The following is a 17,073-nucleotide window of genomic DNA, read 5'->3' on the forward strand; positions in this document are numbered from 1 at the left end:
GGGAAGAGCACTCCGCAGTCGACGATCAACAGGCGGCCGCCGTACTCGAAGACCGTCATGTTTCGGCCGATTTCGCCGAGGCCGCCGAGCGGGGTGACCCGCAGGCCGCCTTTGGGGAGCGGCGGGGGCGCGCTGAGTTCAGGATGCGGATGACTCAAAAGACTCTCCTCACCACGCGCGCCACGTACCGGTTGGGCACGTGGCGCGCGTGACGTTCGTGCAGAAGCAGTTGTCGTTGTGGGGTGCAGGCACCGGTGGCCCGCTTATTCAGTTGTGAAGTCTGGTGCGCGCCCGGGCGCGCGAAGTCTGGTGCTACAGCTGTACCCCGCCTGCGGCAAGATCGATCTTGAGCTGCTCGATCTCCTCGGGTGAGCACTCCGCCATGGGCGCGCGCAGCGGTCCGGCGGGCAGGCCCTGGAGGGCGAGCGCGGCCTTGGTGGTCATGACGCCCTGGGTACGGAACATGCCGGTGTAGACCGGGAGCAGCTTCTGGTGGATCTCGGTGGCCTTCTGGACGTCGCCGGAGACGTACGCCTCGACGAGCGCGCGCAGGTCCGGGGTGACCACGTGGCCGACGACCGAGACGAAGCCGACCGCGCCCACGGAGAGCAGCGGCAGGTTCAGCATGTCGTCGCCGGAGTACCAGGCGAGGCCGGAGTGGGCGATGGCCCAGCTGGCGCGGCCGAGGTCGCCCTTGGCGTCCTTGTTGGCGACGATCCGCGGGTGCTCGGCGAGGCGGACGATCGTCTCGGTGTTGATCGGGACGCCGCTGCGGCCGGGGATGTCGTAGAGCATGACCGGCAGCTCGGTGGCATCGGCGATGGCCTTGAAGTGCCGGTACAGGCCCTCCTGAGGGGGCTTGTTGTAGTACGGCGTGACGACCAGGAGCCCGTGTGCGCCCACCTTCTCCGCTGTGCGGGCGAGCTCGAGGCTGTGGTGGGTGTCGTTGGTGCCGACGCCGGCCACCACGTGGGCTCGGTCGCCGACGGCCTCCAGTACCGCTCGCACCAGGTCCGATTTCTCCGCATCGCTGGTGGTGGGGGACTCGCCGGTGGTGCCGTTGATGATCAGGCCGTCGTTGCCTGCGTCCACCAGGTGCGTGGCGAGCCGCTGCGCGCCGTCGAGGTCGAGTGCGCCGTCCGCCGTGAAGGGCGTGATCATGGCGGTGAGGACCCGCCCGAAGGGGGTCTGCGGAGTGGAGGTCGGAGCCATGGGTTACACGCTACTCGTTGCGCACGGCCGGGTCTGCCCTCGGGGGGTGCGGAAAAGTCCGGACAAAGATGGAGCCCGGCACTGCCTGCTCGGGGGTTCAAGCAGTGCCGGGTCCGTTTGATCAGGCTAGATGAACTTCTCTAAATGCCGCAATACGGACACCTTGTGAGGCTGGGCCGTGCGGCCCTGCCCGGTCGGGGAACCTGGGTGCGCTACGGCGCCACACGACCGTTCGCATTGAAGGCGGCATACGTCAGCGGCATGAGCTTGGCCCACTCCGCCTCCATCTTCTCGCCGACCATCTCGATCTCCCGCTGCGGGAAGGACGGGACCTTGGCCAGCTCGTGCTGGGTGCGCAGGCCGAGGAAGTGCATCAGGGAGCGGGCGTTGCAGGTGGCGTACATCGAGGAGAACAGGCCGACCGGGAGGACGGCGCGGGCGACCTCGCGGGCGACGCCCTGCGCGAGCATCTCCTGGTAGGTCCGGTAGGCCTGGCGGTACGAGTCCTCCATGGCGTGCTGCACGAACTCGTGCTGTTCCGGGCTGCCCTCGACGAAGACGTACTTGCCGGGGCGGCCCTGCTGGACGAGCTTGCGCGAGGCGTCCGGCACGTAGAACACCGGCTGCAGCTCCCTGTACCGGCCGGACTCCTCGTTGTACGACCAACCGACGCGGTGCCTCATGAACTCGCGGAAGACGAAGATCGGGGCGCTGATGAAGAACGTCATGGAGTTGTGCTCGAACGGGCTGCCGTGCCGGTCCCGCATGAGGTAGTTGATCAGGCCCTTCGAACGCTCCGGGTCCTTGTTCAACTCATCCAGGGACTGCTCCCCGACGGTCGACACCCGGGCCGCGAACAGCACGTCGGAGTCGGCCGCGCTGTGTTTGACCAGTTCGACGGTGACATCGCTGCGCAGATCGATCTTGAAATCGTCGTCGGGGGTGGGGGTCACGGTTCGGAGGGTCCTTCCCATCTCGTCTCTTGGCGACGCCACTCTACGGCCCACCAAACGGGGCGTTCACCGTCGTGACCGAAGGAAATCGGTGAAACCGGGCACCTTTTGGGGCACTCGCTCGTCTGTGTTGATGACAGTGATTCATTCGATCCCGAGGGGAGACGCACTACCCATGTTCCGTCGGCGCGAGCCCGTCCCGTTCGCCTTTCTTGCCGAGGCCGACAGGTTCCGCAGTGATGTCACTCCCCCACCCCGTGAGCGGGCGTCCGCCGGTCAGATAGCCGGGCGCTGGCTGCTGGGCCTCACCATCGTCGCCGCGCTGGTGGGCTCGCTGGTGGTCGGCATGCCGGCCCTGTCCACCGACACCGCCACGCAGACTCAGCAGTCACAGGCCTCCCAGGGGCACTGACTCCTCCCACTGCCTGAATGGCGTGGGAGGTACCCCCATGGACCCCCAAGGGTGGTGAGCAGGGACACAGGTCGATAACCTCACCGGGCACAGCCCAAGCATGGATTGAGTGAGGACCAGCCGTGCCCCTGCCCTTCCTGACGGCCGACCGCGCATTCGAGGCAGCCGATGACGTCGCGCTGCCCTTCGACGACCGTGACCGCTGGCGGCGCCCTTACCGTCCCGGGCCGTGCCGGGTGGGCGTGGCGGCGCTGTGGTTGCTGCTCGCCTCGTATGTGCTGTTCGCGGCCGTCATCATCGCCCTGACCGGGACGCTGACCGACGCCGGTGTCGTCTTCGGTGTCGCGCTGCTCGTCATCGCCGGTTCTCTGCGGCTGCTGCGGATGGGCGTGTGGGTGAGCGCGCACGGGCTGCGCCGGGTGAGCTTCCTCGTCACGCGTACGGTGCCCTGGGAGCAGGTCGTCGCCGTGCGGACGGTGCAGCAGCCGGTGCGCTGGCTGGGATTGCCGCGCACCGTGCAGGGGCAGGCGCTGATGCTCGTACGGCGGGATCGGGCGGCGGATGACATGCCGACGCTGATGACCACGCACAATGCGGACTTCCTGGGGCGGGTCGCGGCGTTCGACCGGGCCACCGACGCGGTCGAGGCGTGGGCTGCGGAGAACACGCGCGGCTGAGCCCGGCAGAGACGCCGAAGGGGCCGGTCCGCGCTCAGTGCGGGCCGGCCCCTTCGGCGTACGGCTGAGGAGTCGCCGCAGGGCTTGGGCGGCGGTCCCAGGGCTCAGGCCTCGACGGTCCTGCCGTCGTGCAGGGCAATGGCCCGTTGCATCGCCTTGCGCGCGCGGGGGGTGTCGCGGGCGTCGTGGTAGGCGATGGCGAGGCGGAACCAGCTGCGCCAGTCCTCGGGAGCCGCCTCCGTCTCGGCCTTGCGCCGTGCGAAGACCTCGTCGGCCGAGTCGCGGTCGATACGGCCGCTGGGGGTGCGCTTCAACTCGTCGACGGGCAGGCCGCCCTCGGCGTCGAGTTCAGCGGCGAGAGCGTTGGCCTTGCGGACGAACTGGGTGTTCTGCCAGAGGAACCAGACGCCGATCACCGGCAGGATCAGCACCGCCACGCCGAAGGTGACAGTGAGGACCGTGCCGGACTGGATGAGCATCACGCCACGGCTGCCGACCAGGACGAAGTAGACGACCAGGACGGCGGCCGTTATGGCGTAGGAGAGTTTCGCGCGCATCGGTGAGTCTCGTGTCAGCCGAGGTCCAGGAAGTGCTCCAGGCCGAAGGTCAGGCCCGGAGTGGTCACCACGCGGCGGGCGCCGAGCAGGATGCCCGGCATGAAGCTGCTGTGGTGGAGGGAGTCATGGCGGACCGTGAGGGTCTCGCCCTCGCCACCGAGGAGGACCTCCTGGTGGGCCAGGAGGCCGCGCAGGCGGACGGCGTGCACCGGGATCCCGTCGACGCTGGCACCGCGCGCGCCGTCGAGGGCGGTCTCCGTGGCGTCCGGCGCGGGGGCCGTGCCGGCGGCGCGGCGGGCCTCCGCGATGAGCTGGGCGGTGCGGGTGGCCGTACCGCTCGGGGCGTCCACCTTCTTCGGGTGGTGCAGCTCGACCACCTCCACCGACTCGAAGTAGGGCGCGGCGAGCTGCGCGAACTTCATCGTCAGGACGGCCCCGATGGAGAAGTTCGGCGCGATGAGCACGCCGGTCTCCGGGGAGCCGGCCAGCCAGCCCTTCAGCTGCGCGAGGCGCTCGTCGGTCCAGCCCGTCGTACCGACGACGGCGTGGATGCCGTGGCCCACGCAGTAGTCGAGGTTGGCCATCACCGAGTCCGGCGTGGTCAGTTCGACGGCGACCTGGGCGCCTGTCTCCGCCAGGGTCTCCAGCTTGTCGCCCCGGCTCAGGGCGGCGACCAGCTCCATGTCCTCGGCGGCCTCGATCGCCCGTACGGCCTCGGAGCCGATGCGGCCCTTGGCACCGAGGACCGCCACGCGCAGCTTGCTCATCTCTTGTGCTTCCTTCACCAGGGGATGGTCAGGCGACCGCGTCGTGCAGCCGGGACGCCTGCTTGTCCTTCAGCGGGCCGATGACCGACAGCGAGGGCCGCTGTCCCAGGATCTCGCGGGCGACCGAGCGGACGTCGTCCGGGGTCACGGCCGCTATCCGGGCCAGCATGTCGTCGACGGACATCTGCTCGCCCCAGCACAGCTCGCTCTTGCCGATGCGGTTCATCAGCGCGCCGGTGTCCTCCAGTCCGAGGACCGTGGAGCCGCGGAGCTGGCCGATGGCGCGGCCGATCTCGTCGTCGGACAGGCCGTGCTCGGCGACGTGGTCGAGTTCGTCGCGGCAGATCTTCAGTACGTCGTGGACCTGCGACGGGCGGCAGCCCGCGTACACGCCGAACAGGCCGCAGTCGGCGAAGCCGGAGGTGTACGAGTACACGCTGTAGGCCAGGCCGCGCTTCTCGCGGACTTCCTGGAACAGGCGGGAGGACATGCCGCCGCCCAGCGCCGTGTTCAGGACGCCCAGGGCCCAGCGGCGCTCGTCCGTGCGGGACAGGCCGGGCATGCCGAGGACGACATGGGCCTGCTCGGTCTTGCGGCCGATGAGCTCGACGCGGCCCGCGGTGCGCAGGGCGCGGCGGCCCTCGCGCGGGCCGATGGGCGTGGCGTCCAGGTTCTTGAGGGCGCCCGCCTTCTCGAAGGCCGCGCGGACCTGTCGTACGACCTTGTTGTGGTCGATGTTGCCCGCGGCCGCCACGACCAGGTGGGTCGGGTCGTAGTGCTTCTTGTAGAAGCGGCGGATGCGGTCGGCGGTGAGGGCGTTGACCGTGTCGACCGTGCCGAGGACCGGGCGGCCGAGGGGGTTGTCGCCGAACATGGTGTGCGCGAACAGGTCGTGCACACAGTCGCCCGGGTCGTCCTCGGTCATGGCGATCTCTTCGAGGATGGCGCCCCGCTCGACGTTGACGTCCTCTTCGAGAATGAGGGAGCCCGTCAGCATGTCGCAGACGACGTCTATGGCCAGTGGCAGGTCGGCGTCGAGCACGCGCGCGTAGTAGCACGTGTACTCCTTGGCCGTGAACGCGTTCATCTCGCCGCCGACGGCGTCGATGGCGGAGGAGATGTCGAGGGCGGACCTGCGGGTGGTGCCCTTGAAGAGCAGGTGCTCCAGGTAGTGGGTGGCACCGTTCAGGGCCGGGGTCTCGTCGCGGGAGCCGACGTGCGCCCAGATACCGAAGGTCGCCGAGCGGACCGAGGGCAGGGTCTCGGTGACGACGCGCAGGCCGCCGGGGAGGGTGGTCTTGCGGACCGTACCGATGCCGTTGGTGCCCTTGATGAGGGTTTGGGTACGGGCGACGGCCCGCGCCTCCGAGGAGGTGCGGGCCGTCGCCGTGGAGCTACTCGACGTCACTTGTCGGTGTCGTCCTTGTCCTCGGAAGCGTCCTCTTCGCCCTCGATCACGGGGATCAGGGAGAGCTTGCCGCGGGAGTCGATCTCGGCGATCTCGACCTGGACCTTGGCGCCCACGCCAAGCACGTCTTCGACGTTCTCCACGCGCTTGCCGCCGGCCAGCTTGCGGATCTGCGAGATGTGCAGCAGACCGTCCTTGCCCGGGAGCAGCGAGACGAACGCACCGAAGGTGGTCGTCTTCACGACCGTGCCCAGGTAGCGCTCGCCGACCTCCGGCATGGTCGGGTTGGCGATCGAGTTGATCGTGGTGCGGGCGGCCTCGGCGGCCGGGCCGTCGGAGGCACCGATGTAGATGGTGCCGTCGTCCTCGATCGTGATCTCGGCGCCGGTGTCCTCCTGGATCTGGTTGATCATCTTGCCCTTGGGGCCGATGACCTCACCGATCTTGTCGACCGGGATCTTCACGGTGATGATCCGCGGCGCGTTGGGGGACATCTCGTCCGGCGTGTCGATCGCTTCCATCATCACGTCGAGGATGTGGAGGCGGGCGTCACGGGCCTGCTTGAGGGCGGCGGCCAGGACGGAGGCCGGGATGCCGTCCAGCTTGGTGTCGAGCTGGAGGGCGGTCACGAACTCCTTGGTGCCGGCGACCTTGAAGTCCATGTCACCGAAGGCGTCCTCCGCACCGAGGATGTCGGTGAGGGTGACGTAGTGCGTCTCGCCCTCGATCTCCTGGGAGATCAGGCCCATGGCGATACCGGCGACCGGGGCCTTGAGCGGCACACCGGCGTTCAGCAGCGACATGGTGGAGGCGCAGACCGAGCCCATGGACGTCGAGCCGTTGGAGCTCAGCGCCTCAGAGACCTGGCGGATCGCGTAGGGGAACTCCTCGCGCGTCGGCAGGACCGGCACGAGGGCGCGCTCGGCGAGGGCGCCGTGGCCGATCTCGCGGCGCTTCGGGGAGCCGACGCGGCCGGTCTCGCCGGTGGAGTACGGCGGGAAGTTGTAGTTGTGCATGTAGCGCTTGCGGGTCACCGGCGAGAGGGTGTCCAGCTGCTGCTCCATGCGGAGCATGTTGAGGGTGGTGACGCCCAGGATCTGGGTCTCGCCACGCTCGAACACCGCGGAACCGTGCACGCGCGGGATGGCCTCGACCTCGGCGGCGAGCGTGCGGATGTCCGTCACGCCACGGCCGTCGATGCGCTTCTTCTCCTTGATGACGCGCTCACGGACCAGGGCCTTGGTCAGCGAGCGGTACGCGGCGGAGATCTCCTTCTCGCGGCCCTCGAACTCCGGCAGGAGCTTCTCGGCGGCGAGCGCCTTGACGCGGTCCAGCTCGGACTCGCGCTCCTGCTTGCCGGCGATGGTCAGCGCGGAGGCGAGCTCCGGCTTGACGGCGGCGGTGAGGGCCTCCAGGACGTCGTCCTGGTAGTCCAGGAAGATCGGGAACTCGCCGGTCGGCTTGGCGGCCTTCGCGGCGAGGTCGGCCTGGGCCTTGCACAGGACCTTGATGAAGGGCTTCGCGGCCTCCAGACCGGCGGCGACGACCTCCTCGGTCGGGGCCTCGGCGCCGCCCTTGACCAGCTGGATGGTCTTCTCGGTGGCCTCGGCCTCGACCATCATGATCGCGACGTCGCCGTCCTCCAGGGTGCGGCCCGCGACGACCATGTCGAAGACGGCGTCCTCGAGCTCGGTGTGCGTCGGGAAGGCCACCCACTGGCCGTTGATCAGCGCGACGCGGACGCCGCCGATCGGGCCGGAGAAGGGCAGGCCGGCCAGCTGCGTGGACGCGGAGGCGGCGTTGATCGCCACGACGTCGTACAGGTGGTCGGGGTTGAGCGCCATGATCGTGGCGACGACCTGGATCTCGTTGCGCAGGCCCTTCTTGAAGGACGGGCGCAGCGGGCGGTCGATCAGACGGCAGGTGAGGATGGCGTCCTCGGAGGGGCGGCCCTCACGGCGGAAGAAGCTGCCGGGGATCTTGCCGGCGGCGTACATCCGCTCCTCGACGTCCACCGTCAGGGGGAAGAAGTCGAGCTGGTCCTTGGGGTTCTTGGAGGCGGTGGTGGCCGACAGCACCATGGTGTCGTCGTCCAGATACGCCACGGCGGAGCCGGCGGCCTGCTTGGCCAGGCGGCCCGTCTCGAAGCGGATGGTGCGGGTGCCGAAGGAGCCGTTGTCGATGACGGCCTCGGCGTAGTGGGTCTCGTTCTCCACTAGCGTTTTCTCCGTTACTTTTCGTCTTTTGTCCCGATCCGCCCGTGTGGCGGGGGGACGTGAGCGGAGAAGCGCTCCTTCTGGTGCGGGCCGGTCTTCGATCGAAGCACCCGGGGTTCGCATTGCCCGGGGGCCACTACCGAGGACCGGCGGCGGCGAGGTGCACTTCTCCTCGTGGTATTGCGTTGTGCTACCACACTACAAAGTGGGTGTGATACTCCGCACGTTTCCGTACGTACGGCAAAGGGAGCGGCTCCCGATCTCTCCGGGAACCGCTCCCCTCACGGCGTCTTACTTGGCGCCCGCCGCACCGCGGCGGATGCCGAGGCGGTCGACCAGCGTACGGAAGCGCTGGATGTCCTTCTTCGCCAGGTACTGGAGAAGGCGGCGGCGCTGACCGACCAGGATGAGCAGGCCACGGCGCGAGTGGTGGTCGTGCTTGTGGGTCTTGAGGTGCTCGGTCAGGTCCGAGATACGGCGCGAGAGCATCGCGACCTGGACCTCGGGGGAGCCGGTGTCGCCCTCCTTGGTACCGAACTCGGTGATGATCTGCTTCTTCGTAGCGGCGTCGAGCGGCACGCGTACTCCTCGTGGGTCTTCGTTCTTGCCACCGAGTGCCCCTGGTCTACTTCGCAGGGGAGCTTCCATGACTCGGGAGGCGGGGATCCGCTGGGCGCAGCCCCCAGGTGGACCGGGGACGCGTACACAAACGGCCGTTACACAGCGTACCAGCACACGAGCGCGCCCTTGACAGGCGGTCCCCCGGGGCGCCGCGCAGGTCAGAGACCGCCGCGGACCTTGGCGTAGATGTCGAGGACGGCCAGGCAGATCGGGACCAGGGACAGCAGCACCAGCGAGTCGGCGAGGTCGAGCATGCGGCCCCAGAAGGGGGAGAGCCCCTTCTTCGGCACGATCAGGGCGATCGCGATCAGGAGCAGCACGCCGACGCCGACCGAGGCGCCGAGCCACAGGGTCCGTACGTTGACCGGGCCGGAGTTGTTCTGGAGCAGCTCCATGATGATGTCGGCCGGGGGCGAGATCGCGAGGCCGAGGACCAGCAGGGCGAGCGTGACGACACCGGCCACGAACAGGCAGGTCACCTGGGCGGTGTAGCGGAACAGGCGGGCCCGCAGCATCGCGGCGAGGCCGGTGCACAGGGCCAGCAGCTGGGCCCAGCCGCTGCTGCTGAAGCCGAGCACCGCGCCGCCCGCGCCGATGATGACGGCGGCGCAACCGCCGACCAGGCCGAGCAGCAGTTCGTGGCCCCGGCTGGTCTGGGCGACGATGCGCTGGACGTCGACGGCCTCGAGGTCGCCCTCGTGGCCCTCGCGACGGGCCCGGGCGAGGTCCTCGGGGTTGCGGAAGCCGATCGGCAGCTTGGCGAAGCGGGCCGACCAGCCGGGCAGGAAGCCGACGACCGCGAGGGCGACGACCGAGGTGCCGGCGGCGATCTCGCGCGGCTCCGCCTCGGTGAGCACCCCGCAGAACACGGCGAGCGTGCCGATGGCAGAGGCCAGCGCGGCGGCCACGAACGGGGCGTCGCCCTGCGGCAGCAGCATGATCAGTACGACGGAGAAGAGCAGTACGGCGACACAGCCGACGAGGAACTGGATGCGGCCGGGGCCTTCACCCGGGTCCTGGGCGATGGCGCCGGAGCCCGCGATGAGCGCGTGCGGCAGCGCCGAGATGCCGAGCGCGACGGCGGAGCCCCGGTCGTCGTACACCCGGGCCCGTACGCCGGCGAGTGCCGTCAGGGCGAGCGCGGTCACGCCGGCAAGGATGCCCTGGAGGCCGTGCATGTCGTGCCGGATCGGATCCGCGAACCAGAAGACGAAGCCGAGCATGATCAGCAGCAGCGACCCCGCGACGAGGCCGGCGACCCGCATCAGGTTGTCGTTCCAGCTGCGCATGTCCTGCTTGACCGCGGCGGCGATCGCGTCCACCACGTCGTCGTGGACGGCCGGTGGCAGCGAATCGGCGAAGGTGCGCAGCAGCAGCACCTCGCCGTCCCTGACGCGGTGCTCGAGCAACGAACGGCTCGCATCGAGCACTTGGCCCTCGCGGGTCACAAGGTGATAACCGGAGGGGCTGGTGTCCGACTGGACCAGGCCCGAGAGCCTGATGATCTCGGGAAAGAGGTCCTGGATCGGCAGGTCCTCCGGCAGCGCGACATCTACACGGCTGTCCGGTGCTGCGATGGTGATTCGGCAGAAACCTGTCGAAGTCCCCGTGCTCACCTGGTGTTCCCCCTGCTAGACAAGGCTTCCTCACGCCGCTCGTACGACGCGGAGCGCCACCATATCCGTTGCCGTACCGGGTGCAGGACCTACCTCCCCCATTCCTCCCAGGACCTGCGCCGCATCTCCATCCGCCTGCCTCACTCGGGCACTCTGCGCATCAGTAGGATCGACGCCTACGCGAACGACGCCTACGCGAACGAGAACACGTCGCGGTACACGGGGGCGTCGGTGCCAGGACGTATCACGTATCAATCGCGAAGGATGAGTGCATCGGTGAGCGTCGTCATCATCAAACGACCACCGCGGACAGTGCCCCCGGCCGTCCCGGACGGCGAGGTAAAACTCGAGACGCCGCCCGAGATTCCGCGCGAGGGCGACGACAGCATGCTGATGAACATGCTGCCCATGATGGGCATGCTTGGTTCCGTCGCCTTCTTCTTCACAGCCGGCCAGTCCTACATGAAGGTGGTGGGCGGGCTCATGCTCGCCTCGACCCTGGCCATGATGATCGCCCAGATCGCCAAGGCCCGCCAGGGCCCCGGCGCGGGCATGGCCCAGGACCGGCGGGACTACTTCCGCTACCTCGAGCAGGTCCGCAAGGACGTGCACAAGACCGCGGAACTGCAGCGGCGCAGCCAGCTGTTCCAGCATCCCGACCCGGAGCAGCTCTGGGCGGTGGCGGCCGACAGCAAGCGGCTGTGGGAGCGGCGTCCGGTCGACGCGGACTTCGCCTCCGTACGGATCGGTCGCGGCACGCAGCAGCTGAACACTCCGCTCGTCGCTCCGGAGACGGCTCCCAAGGACGAGTTGGAGCCGCTGACCGCGGCGGCGATGAAGGCCTTCCTCGACGCGCACGGCAGTCTGCACGACCTGCCCGTCTCCATTTCGCTGCGTGCCTTCTACCACGTGACGATCTGCGGAGAGACCGACACGGTCTACGGCAACGCCCGTGCGACCCTGTCCCAGTTGGCGACGCTGCACTCGCCCGAGGACCTGATGATCGCCGTGGTGGCGCATCCCTCGGCGGCGGCGGACTGGGACTGGATCAAGTGGCTGCCGCACAGCCAGCACCCGAAGGCGAAGGACGGGGCGGGCTCGACCCGGCTCCTCTTCGACGACCTCGGTGAGCTGGAGGAGGCGCTCGCGGACCAGTTGGACGACCGTGCCCGCTGGAACCGTGAGGCGACCCCCGTCTACGACCAGCCGCACCTGATCGTGGTGCTCGACGGCGGCACCGTGCCGCCGGACTCCGAGCTCGCCGGCAGCGAGGGCCTCCAGGGCGTCACCTTCCTGGAGATCGCCCCCGGCGAACTGGAGGAGGAACTGCGCGCCGGTCTGACGGCCTATGTGAAGCCGGACCGGATGCGGCTGTTCGTCGGCCACGAGTCGGCGTACACCGGCAAGCCCGACGTGCTGAACCCGGCGCAGGCCGAGTCCCTGGCGCGGCAGTTGGCCCCGTTCCGGGTCGGCTCCGCGGAGGAGGGCGAACCCCTTCTGTCCAACCTGGACTTCACCGACCTCATGGGCATCGGCGACGCGGGGACGGTCGACGTCTCCCGCACCTGGCGTCCGCGCACGCTGCACGAGCGGCTGCGGGTGCCGATCGGTGTCGGCGAGAACGGCGAGCCGGTCATGCTGGACCTCAAGGAGGCCTCGCAGGAGGGCATGGGCCCGCACGGTCTGTGCGTCGGCGCCACCGGTTCCGGTAAGTCCGAGGTGCTGCGTACGCTGGTGCTCGGTCTCGCGGTGACGCACTCCTCGGAGACGCTGAACTTCATCCTCGCGGACTTCAAGGGTGGTGCGACCTTCGCCGGCATGGCGGACATGCCGCACACCGCGGCCGTCATCACCAACCTTGCCGACGACCTCACCCTCGTCGACCGTATGCGTGACTCGATCATGGGTGAGACGCAGCGCCGTCAGGAGCTGCTGCGCTCGGCCGGCAACTACGCCAACCTGCACGACTACGAGAAGGCCCGGGCCGCGGGCGCCGCGCTGGAGCCGATGGCCTCGCTGGTGATCGTGCTCGACGAGTTCTCCGAACTCCTCACGGCCAAGCCGGACTTCATCGACATGTTCATCCAGATCGGCCGTATCGGCCGTTCGCTGGGCATCCACCTGCTCCTCGCGTCGCAGCGCCTGGAGGAAGGCAAGCTGCGCGGACTGGACACCTACCTGTCGTACCGGATCGGTCTGCGTACGTTCTCCGCCGCCGAGTCCCGTACGGCGATCGGTGTCCCGGACGCCTACCACCTGCCGTCGATCCCCGGCTCCGGCTATCTGCGCTACGACACCGACACCATGGTCCGCTTCAAGGCGGCGTACGTGTCGGGGCCGTACCACGGCGAGGGCCCCTCCCGGGTGCACCGCTCGACGCAGCTGCGGCCCGCGCTGTTCTCGGCGGAGCACGTGGCGCTGCCCCCGCAGCCGGTGATCGAGGAGCCGGAGCCCGACAACCGGGTGGACGACGCGCTCGCCGACACCGTCCTGGACGTCCTCGTCGGCCGGATGATCAACCAGGGCCCGCCCGCCCACCAGGTGTGGCTGCCCCCGCTGGACGAGGCGCCCTCGCTGGAGCAGCTCCTCCCCCAGCTCGCCGTCAGCCCGGAGCGCGGCCTCACCGCGCCCGACTACACGGCGCTCGGCCGGCTCAACGTGCCGGTCGGCCTGGTGGACAAGCCGTTCGAGCAGCGGCGTGACGTGCTGTACCGGGACTTCTCCGGCGGTGCCGGTCACGGTCTGTTCGTCGGTGGTCCGCAGTCCGGCAAGTCGACGCTGCTGCGCTCGCTCATCTCGTCGTTCGCCCTCACCCACACGCCGTCCGAAGTGCAGTTCTACTGCCTGGACTTCGGTGGTGGCGGTCTGATCTCGATGGAGGAGCTGGCGCACGTCGGCGGGGTCGCGAACCGTCTCGACGCCGAGAAGGTGCGTCGTACGGTCAGCGAGGTCGAAGGCATCCTCAACGCGCGTGAGGAGTACTTCCGCGCGAACAACGTCGACTCGATCCAGACGTACCGTCAGCGCCGGAACGCGGGCCAGCTGCCGGACCAGCCCTGGGGTGACGTCTTCCTCGTCATCGACGGCTGGGCCACGTTCAAGACGGACTACGAGATGCTCGAGTCCACCGTCACGGAGATCGCGACGCGCGGCCTCGGCTTCGGTGTGCACGTGATCCTGACGGCGAGCCGCTACACCGAAGTGCGGCCCGCGCTCAAGGACATGCTGCAGAACCGGATCGAGCTGCGCCTCGGTGACCCGACGGAGTCGGAGATCGACCGCAAGGTCGCGCAGAACGTCCCCGCCACCGTCCCGGGCCGTGGTCTGACCCAGGACAAGCTGCACTTCATGGCGGCGCTGCCCCGCGTGGACGGCTCCTCGGAGACGGAGGACCTGTCCGAGGCGCAGTCGATCCTCATCCGCGGCATCAACGACAACTGGCAGGGCAACCACGCTCCGGCCGTACGGCTGCTGCCCACCATGCTGCCGTCGGACCGGCTGCCCAAGGGCTTCGAGCACCCCGACCGCGGTGTCGCCATCGGCATCGACGAGTCGTCGCTCTCGCCGGTCTTCGTCGACTTCGAGACGGACCCGCACTTCATCGTGTTCGGTGAGAGCGAGTCCGGTAAGTCGGCGGTGCTGCGGCTGCTCATCAAGCAGATCTGTGAGCGGTACACGCCGGAGCAGGCGAAGATCGTCATGGGTGACTACCGGCGTGCCCACCTGGAGGGCGTCCCGGAGACGCACCTGTCGCGCTACTGCGCCTCGGCGCCGGCCCTGTCGGAGACGCTGGAGGGCCTGGCCGGCTCGCTCAGCCGCCGTATGCCGGGTCCGGACGTCACGCCGGAGCAGCTGCGCAACCGCAGCTGGTACAGCAGCCCGGACGCGTTCGTCATCATCGACGACTACGACCTGGTGGCGACCGGCGTGAACCCGCTGGCCCCGCTCCTGGAGTACCTGCCGTTCGCCCGTGACGTCGGCCTGCGCATCATCATCGCGCGCGCCTCGGGCGGTGCCAGCCGGTCGCTGTACGAGCCGGTGATGCAGCGCCTGCGCGAGCTCGGCGCCCAGGGCCTCGTGCTCTCCGGCGACCGGGCGGAGGGCGCGCTGCTCGGCAACATCACGGCGACCCAACTGCCGCCCGGCCGTGGGTACTTCCACACGCGCCGACGCGGTGGGCAGCTGATTCAGACGGGGTGGCTGCCGACTCGGTTCTGAGCGGCGGCGGCTCGACGATTCCGTCCAGCCGGAGGGGCGGTACCCGCGTGGGTGCCGCCCCTCTTCGTTGTCCGTGTTCGTTGTCCTTGGGGGCTGGGTCTCGCCCGGGCACCGCCGTTAAGGTGGAGTCGCGACAGAAATGACGAGCCACGGGGGGCAGTTGTGCCGTCGGACTACATGGACTCCGATCCTGAGGTACTGAAGACCGAGGGATTCCACATGTTCAACACCGGCGTGGAGTTCGCCAAGGCGGTGAAGAACCTGACGACCCGGCTGGGTGCCCTCGAAAAGGGTGACACCCCTCCGTGGGGTGACGACGACATCGGCGAGAAGTTCGGAGTCGTCTACGAGGGTCTGCGCGACGGCATGTACGACTCGATGGGCAGCCTGGCGGAGCGGATCGCCGGGATGGGGGCCGCCTTGGCCAAGATGGGCGTCTCACACGAGCAGAACGAGGCCGCGCAGGACGCCATCTGGCGGGACACGATGGCCAAATACGACGGCCAGGTGAAGATGCCGCCCGGGGTCGCGCACGGCGAGATCCACACCCGGACGACCACCTGAGCCGGCCACCTGAGCCGGCCACCTGATCTGCAACGCACCTCTGGCGGTCCACCCACGCCAGTAGGGTGAGACACACACTTCGTTCGCACGTCAGGAAGAGGCCCAGCAGCATGACCGAGGCACGGGACAACGAGGTCGGGACTCAGGCCGAGGACATCAAGGCGCGTAAGGAACGGGAGCGGGACGAGCTCTACGCCCTCGACATCTCGGGAGTCGAGTGGCACTGCGCGCCCGGTACCGAGGAGCACGAGGAGCGCGTCGAGATCGCGTACCTGCCCGAGGGGGCGGTGGCCATGCGGTCGTCCCTGGATCCCGACACCGTGCTGCGGTACACCGAGGCGGAGTGGCGGGCGTTCGTACTCGGGGCGCGGGACGGGGAGTTCGACCTGGAGCCGACGCCGCACAATGGTGGGGTGGCGGCGGAATAGGGCGCCCCGCGTGGATTCCGAGAATCCACGGGGATTCCGCATAGATGGTCTTGCGGCCGCCGTCCACTGCAGCGGGCGGCGGCCGTCGTCGTGCGAGTTGGCCGGGCCGATGGAGCCTGGTCAGCGGCCACCTTCTCCCAGGACCCCGCAGGCAACCCCCAGCAACAGGGCCACCGTGGCCCAGCGGGTGCGTCCGCGCCGTGCCAACTCCACGCTGAGCGCGCAGAAACCGGCGCCCGCCCCTGGCGCCACGGCCCAAAGTGCCGTCCGAGAAGCGCTGGTGAGGCATTGGATCATCACGAAGAGGCAGACCAGCGCCATGATCACGGCGACGGCCATGACACTTCCGCGAGCGTTCCGCGCCTCCCGTGAACGAGCCCTCGCGAATCCCGGGTCCGGTTGCCCCTGAAAACGCTGCCTGAGCTCGTCCGTGCCAGGCCGGGCGGGATCACCGTCGCTGCCTGGTGCAGGTTCCGACATCTGCCCCTGCATCTGGGCCCTGTACCCGCGCCTGTTCGCCTTCGTACGTCGTCATGTCGAGGCAGCGTAGTGCGCGGGTACTGGCCCTGAGCAGCGAGTGAGCAAGTGTGAGCGCGCGAAGGCCAGGACACGTCGGCCGACCCGATGTCAGGGGACGCCGACAGCGCACTCAGGGCCGTACACAGTGAACGGCCGACCCCTTTCCGGGCCCCTCCACACAACCGGGGCGGCCTGCAACGGACTTGTGACAGCAAACCCCTGAAGTCACCGGCAAGTGAGTCCGTAAACTTTGCGGACGGCTGTACTCCTGTGTGATTTCCCTTGGCTGGTGAGGGATGTGTACGGCCGTGCTGTCTGACGGGGGTGCTTCTGCTGTGGCGATGATGTTGCCGGACGAGCTCGAGTGGGTTCTCGAGATGCTGGGCTACAAGTGGCCCACGGCGAACGAGGACAAGCTCAGAGACTGCGCCGACGTGTGGCGGGAGTTCGGCGAGAAGGTCAACGAGCTCCACACCACGGCGAACAGCGCCGCCCGCCAGGTCACCGCGCACAACGCCGGTGAGTCGATCGACAAGTTCACCAAGACGTACGAGAAGTTCGACGGCGGAGGCGGCAACGACGGCTACCTCCGCAGCGCTGCCGAGGCCGCCTTCCTCATCGCGAACGTTCTGGAGGTCTGCGCCTACCTCGTCGAGTTCGCCAAATGGGCGGTCATCGCCCAGCTGATCGCGCTGGCCATCCAGATCGCCGCCGCCGCTGCCGCCGCGCCCTTCACTTTCGGTCTGTCCTCGGTAGCGGGAATGGGCGCCACCCAGGCCGCCCGCCTGATCGTCCGACGCCTCCTCGACGAGCTCAAACAAGCCATGATCGAGGCGCTCATCGAGACGCTGAAGGAACCCGCGATCTCGGCGGTCGAGGCGATGATCACCGACCTCATCCGCCAG

The 17,073-nt window shown here is 68.8% G+C and carries 15 protein-coding genes (1 of these 15 only partly in view); 5 read left to right on the forward strand and 10 right to left on the reverse strand.

Going from position 1 to position 17,073, the window contains the following annotated elements; genetic code table 11:
* From QQM39_RS10590 to thyX, 3 genes are all read right to left on the reverse strand, one after another.
* Positions 1 to 158, reverse strand: partial view of a ribonuclease J gene (locus QQM39_RS10590; protein WP_301996439.1) — the 5' end (the start) only. The gene continues 1,528 nt to the left of window position 1, outside the view; the window shows 158 of its 1,686 coding nt (coding positions 1-158); the start codon lies at positions 156 to 158; its stop codon lies off the left edge, out of view.
* A 154-nt stretch (positions 159 to 312) separates the two neighbouring features.
* Positions 313 to 1,212, reverse strand: coding sequence for a 4-hydroxy-tetrahydrodipicolinate synthase (dapA, locus tag QQM39_RS10595; protein WP_301996440.1), 900 nt, complete (start codon positions 1,210 to 1,212; stop codon positions 313 to 315).
* A gap of 212 nt (positions 1,213 to 1,424) precedes the next feature.
* Complete coding sequence (gene thyX / locus QQM39_RS10600) at positions 1,425 to 2,165, reverse strand: FAD-dependent thymidylate synthase (protein ID WP_301996441.1); 741 nt, start codon at positions 2,163 to 2,165, stop codon at positions 1,425 to 1,427.
* A gap of 175 nt (positions 2,166 to 2,340) precedes the next feature.
* Here thyX and QQM39_RS10605 point away from each other — a divergent pair, with 175 nt between their 5' ends.
* Positions 2,341 to 2,577 carry a hypothetical protein gene (locus QQM39_RS10605; RefSeq protein WP_301996442.1) on the forward strand — a complete coding sequence of 79 codons (237 nt, stop codon included), beginning with the start codon at positions 2,341 to 2,343 and terminating at the stop codon, positions 2,575 to 2,577.
* Between the two features lie 122 nt (positions 2,578 to 2,699).
* A complete protein-coding gene (locus QQM39_RS10610) occupies positions 2,700 to 3,254 on the forward strand; it encodes a PH domain-containing protein (RefSeq protein ID WP_301996443.1) in 555 nt (184 codons plus the stop codon).
* Between the two features lie 104 nt (positions 3,255 to 3,358).
* On the opposite strand, the gene QQM39_RS10615 is transcribed toward QQM39_RS10610, so the two are convergent.
* The 6 genes from QQM39_RS10615 to eccD all read right to left on the reverse strand — a co-directional run bounded on the left by QQM39_RS10615 (position 3,359) and on the right by eccD (position 10,439).
* The gene (locus QQM39_RS10615) at positions 3,359 to 3,811 is read right to left on the reverse strand and encodes a hypothetical protein (RefSeq protein WP_301996444.1); all 453 of its coding nucleotides are present in this window, start codon (positions 3,809 to 3,811) and stop codon (positions 3,359 to 3,361) included.
* Between the two features lie 14 nt (positions 3,812 to 3,825).
* Positions 3,826 to 4,578, reverse strand: a complete 753-nt coding sequence (gene dapB, locus QQM39_RS10620) for a 4-hydroxy-tetrahydrodipicolinate reductase (protein WP_301996445.1) — start codon at positions 4,576 to 4,578, stop codon at positions 3,826 to 3,828.
* Between the two features lie 28 nt (positions 4,579 to 4,606).
* A complete protein-coding gene (locus QQM39_RS10625; RefSeq protein WP_301996446.1) occupies positions 4,607 to 5,986 on the reverse strand; it encodes a pitrilysin family protein in 1,380 nt (459 codons plus the stop codon).
* Positions 5,983 to 8,202 carry a polyribonucleotide nucleotidyltransferase gene (locus QQM39_RS10630; protein WP_301996447.1) on the reverse strand — a complete coding sequence of 740 codons (2,220 nt, stop codon included), beginning with the start codon at positions 8,200 to 8,202 and terminating at the stop codon, positions 5,983 to 5,985. Before QQM39_RS10630 ends, QQM39_RS10625 begins: the two co-directional genes overlap by 4 nt.
* A 291-nt stretch (positions 8,203 to 8,493) precedes the next feature.
* Complete coding sequence (gene rpsO / locus QQM39_RS10635; protein WP_301996448.1) at positions 8,494 to 8,781, reverse strand: 30S ribosomal protein S15; 288 nt, start codon at positions 8,779 to 8,781, stop codon at positions 8,494 to 8,496.
* 200 nt (positions 8,782 to 8,981) lie between these two features.
* Positions 8,982 to 10,439: a type VII secretion integral membrane protein EccD gene (gene eccD, locus QQM39_RS10640; protein WP_301996449.1), complete on the reverse strand. Its 1,458-nt coding sequence runs from the start codon at positions 10,437 to 10,439 to the stop codon at positions 8,982 to 8,984.
* Positions 10,440 to 10,715: 276 nt separating this feature from the next.
* Here eccD and eccCa point away from each other — a divergent pair, with 276 nt between their 5' ends.
* The 3 genes from eccCa (at position 10,716) to QQM39_RS10655 (ending at position 15,649) form a co-directional block, all read left to right on the forward strand.
* Positions 10,716 to 14,657, forward strand: coding sequence for a type VII secretion protein EccCa (gene eccCa, locus QQM39_RS10645; RefSeq protein WP_301996450.1), 3,942 nt, complete (start codon positions 10,716 to 10,718; stop codon positions 14,655 to 14,657).
* Between the two features lie 177 nt (positions 14,658 to 14,834).
* A complete protein-coding gene (locus QQM39_RS10650; RefSeq protein ID WP_301996451.1) occupies positions 14,835 to 15,221 on the forward strand; it encodes a hypothetical protein in 387 nt (128 codons plus the stop codon).
* 110 nt (positions 15,222 to 15,331) lie between these two features.
* The gene (locus QQM39_RS10655) at positions 15,332 to 15,649 is read left to right on the forward strand and encodes a DUF397 domain-containing protein (protein WP_301996452.1); all 318 of its coding nucleotides are present in this window, start codon (positions 15,332 to 15,334) and stop codon (positions 15,647 to 15,649) included.
* A gap of 1,162 nt (positions 15,650 to 16,811) precedes the next feature.
* Here the strand turns inward: QQM39_RS10655 and QQM39_RS10660 are convergent.
* Entirely contained in the window at positions 16,812 to 17,066 is a 255-nt protein-coding gene (locus tag QQM39_RS10660) for a hypothetical protein (protein WP_301996453.1), read from the reverse strand.
* Positions 17,067 to 17,073 lie beyond the last annotated feature (7 nt).

The sequence above is a fragment of the Streptomyces sp. DT2A-34 genome, from assembly GCF_030499515.1.
Lineage (GTDB): Bacteria > Actinomycetota > Actinomycetes > Streptomycetales > Streptomycetaceae > Streptomyces.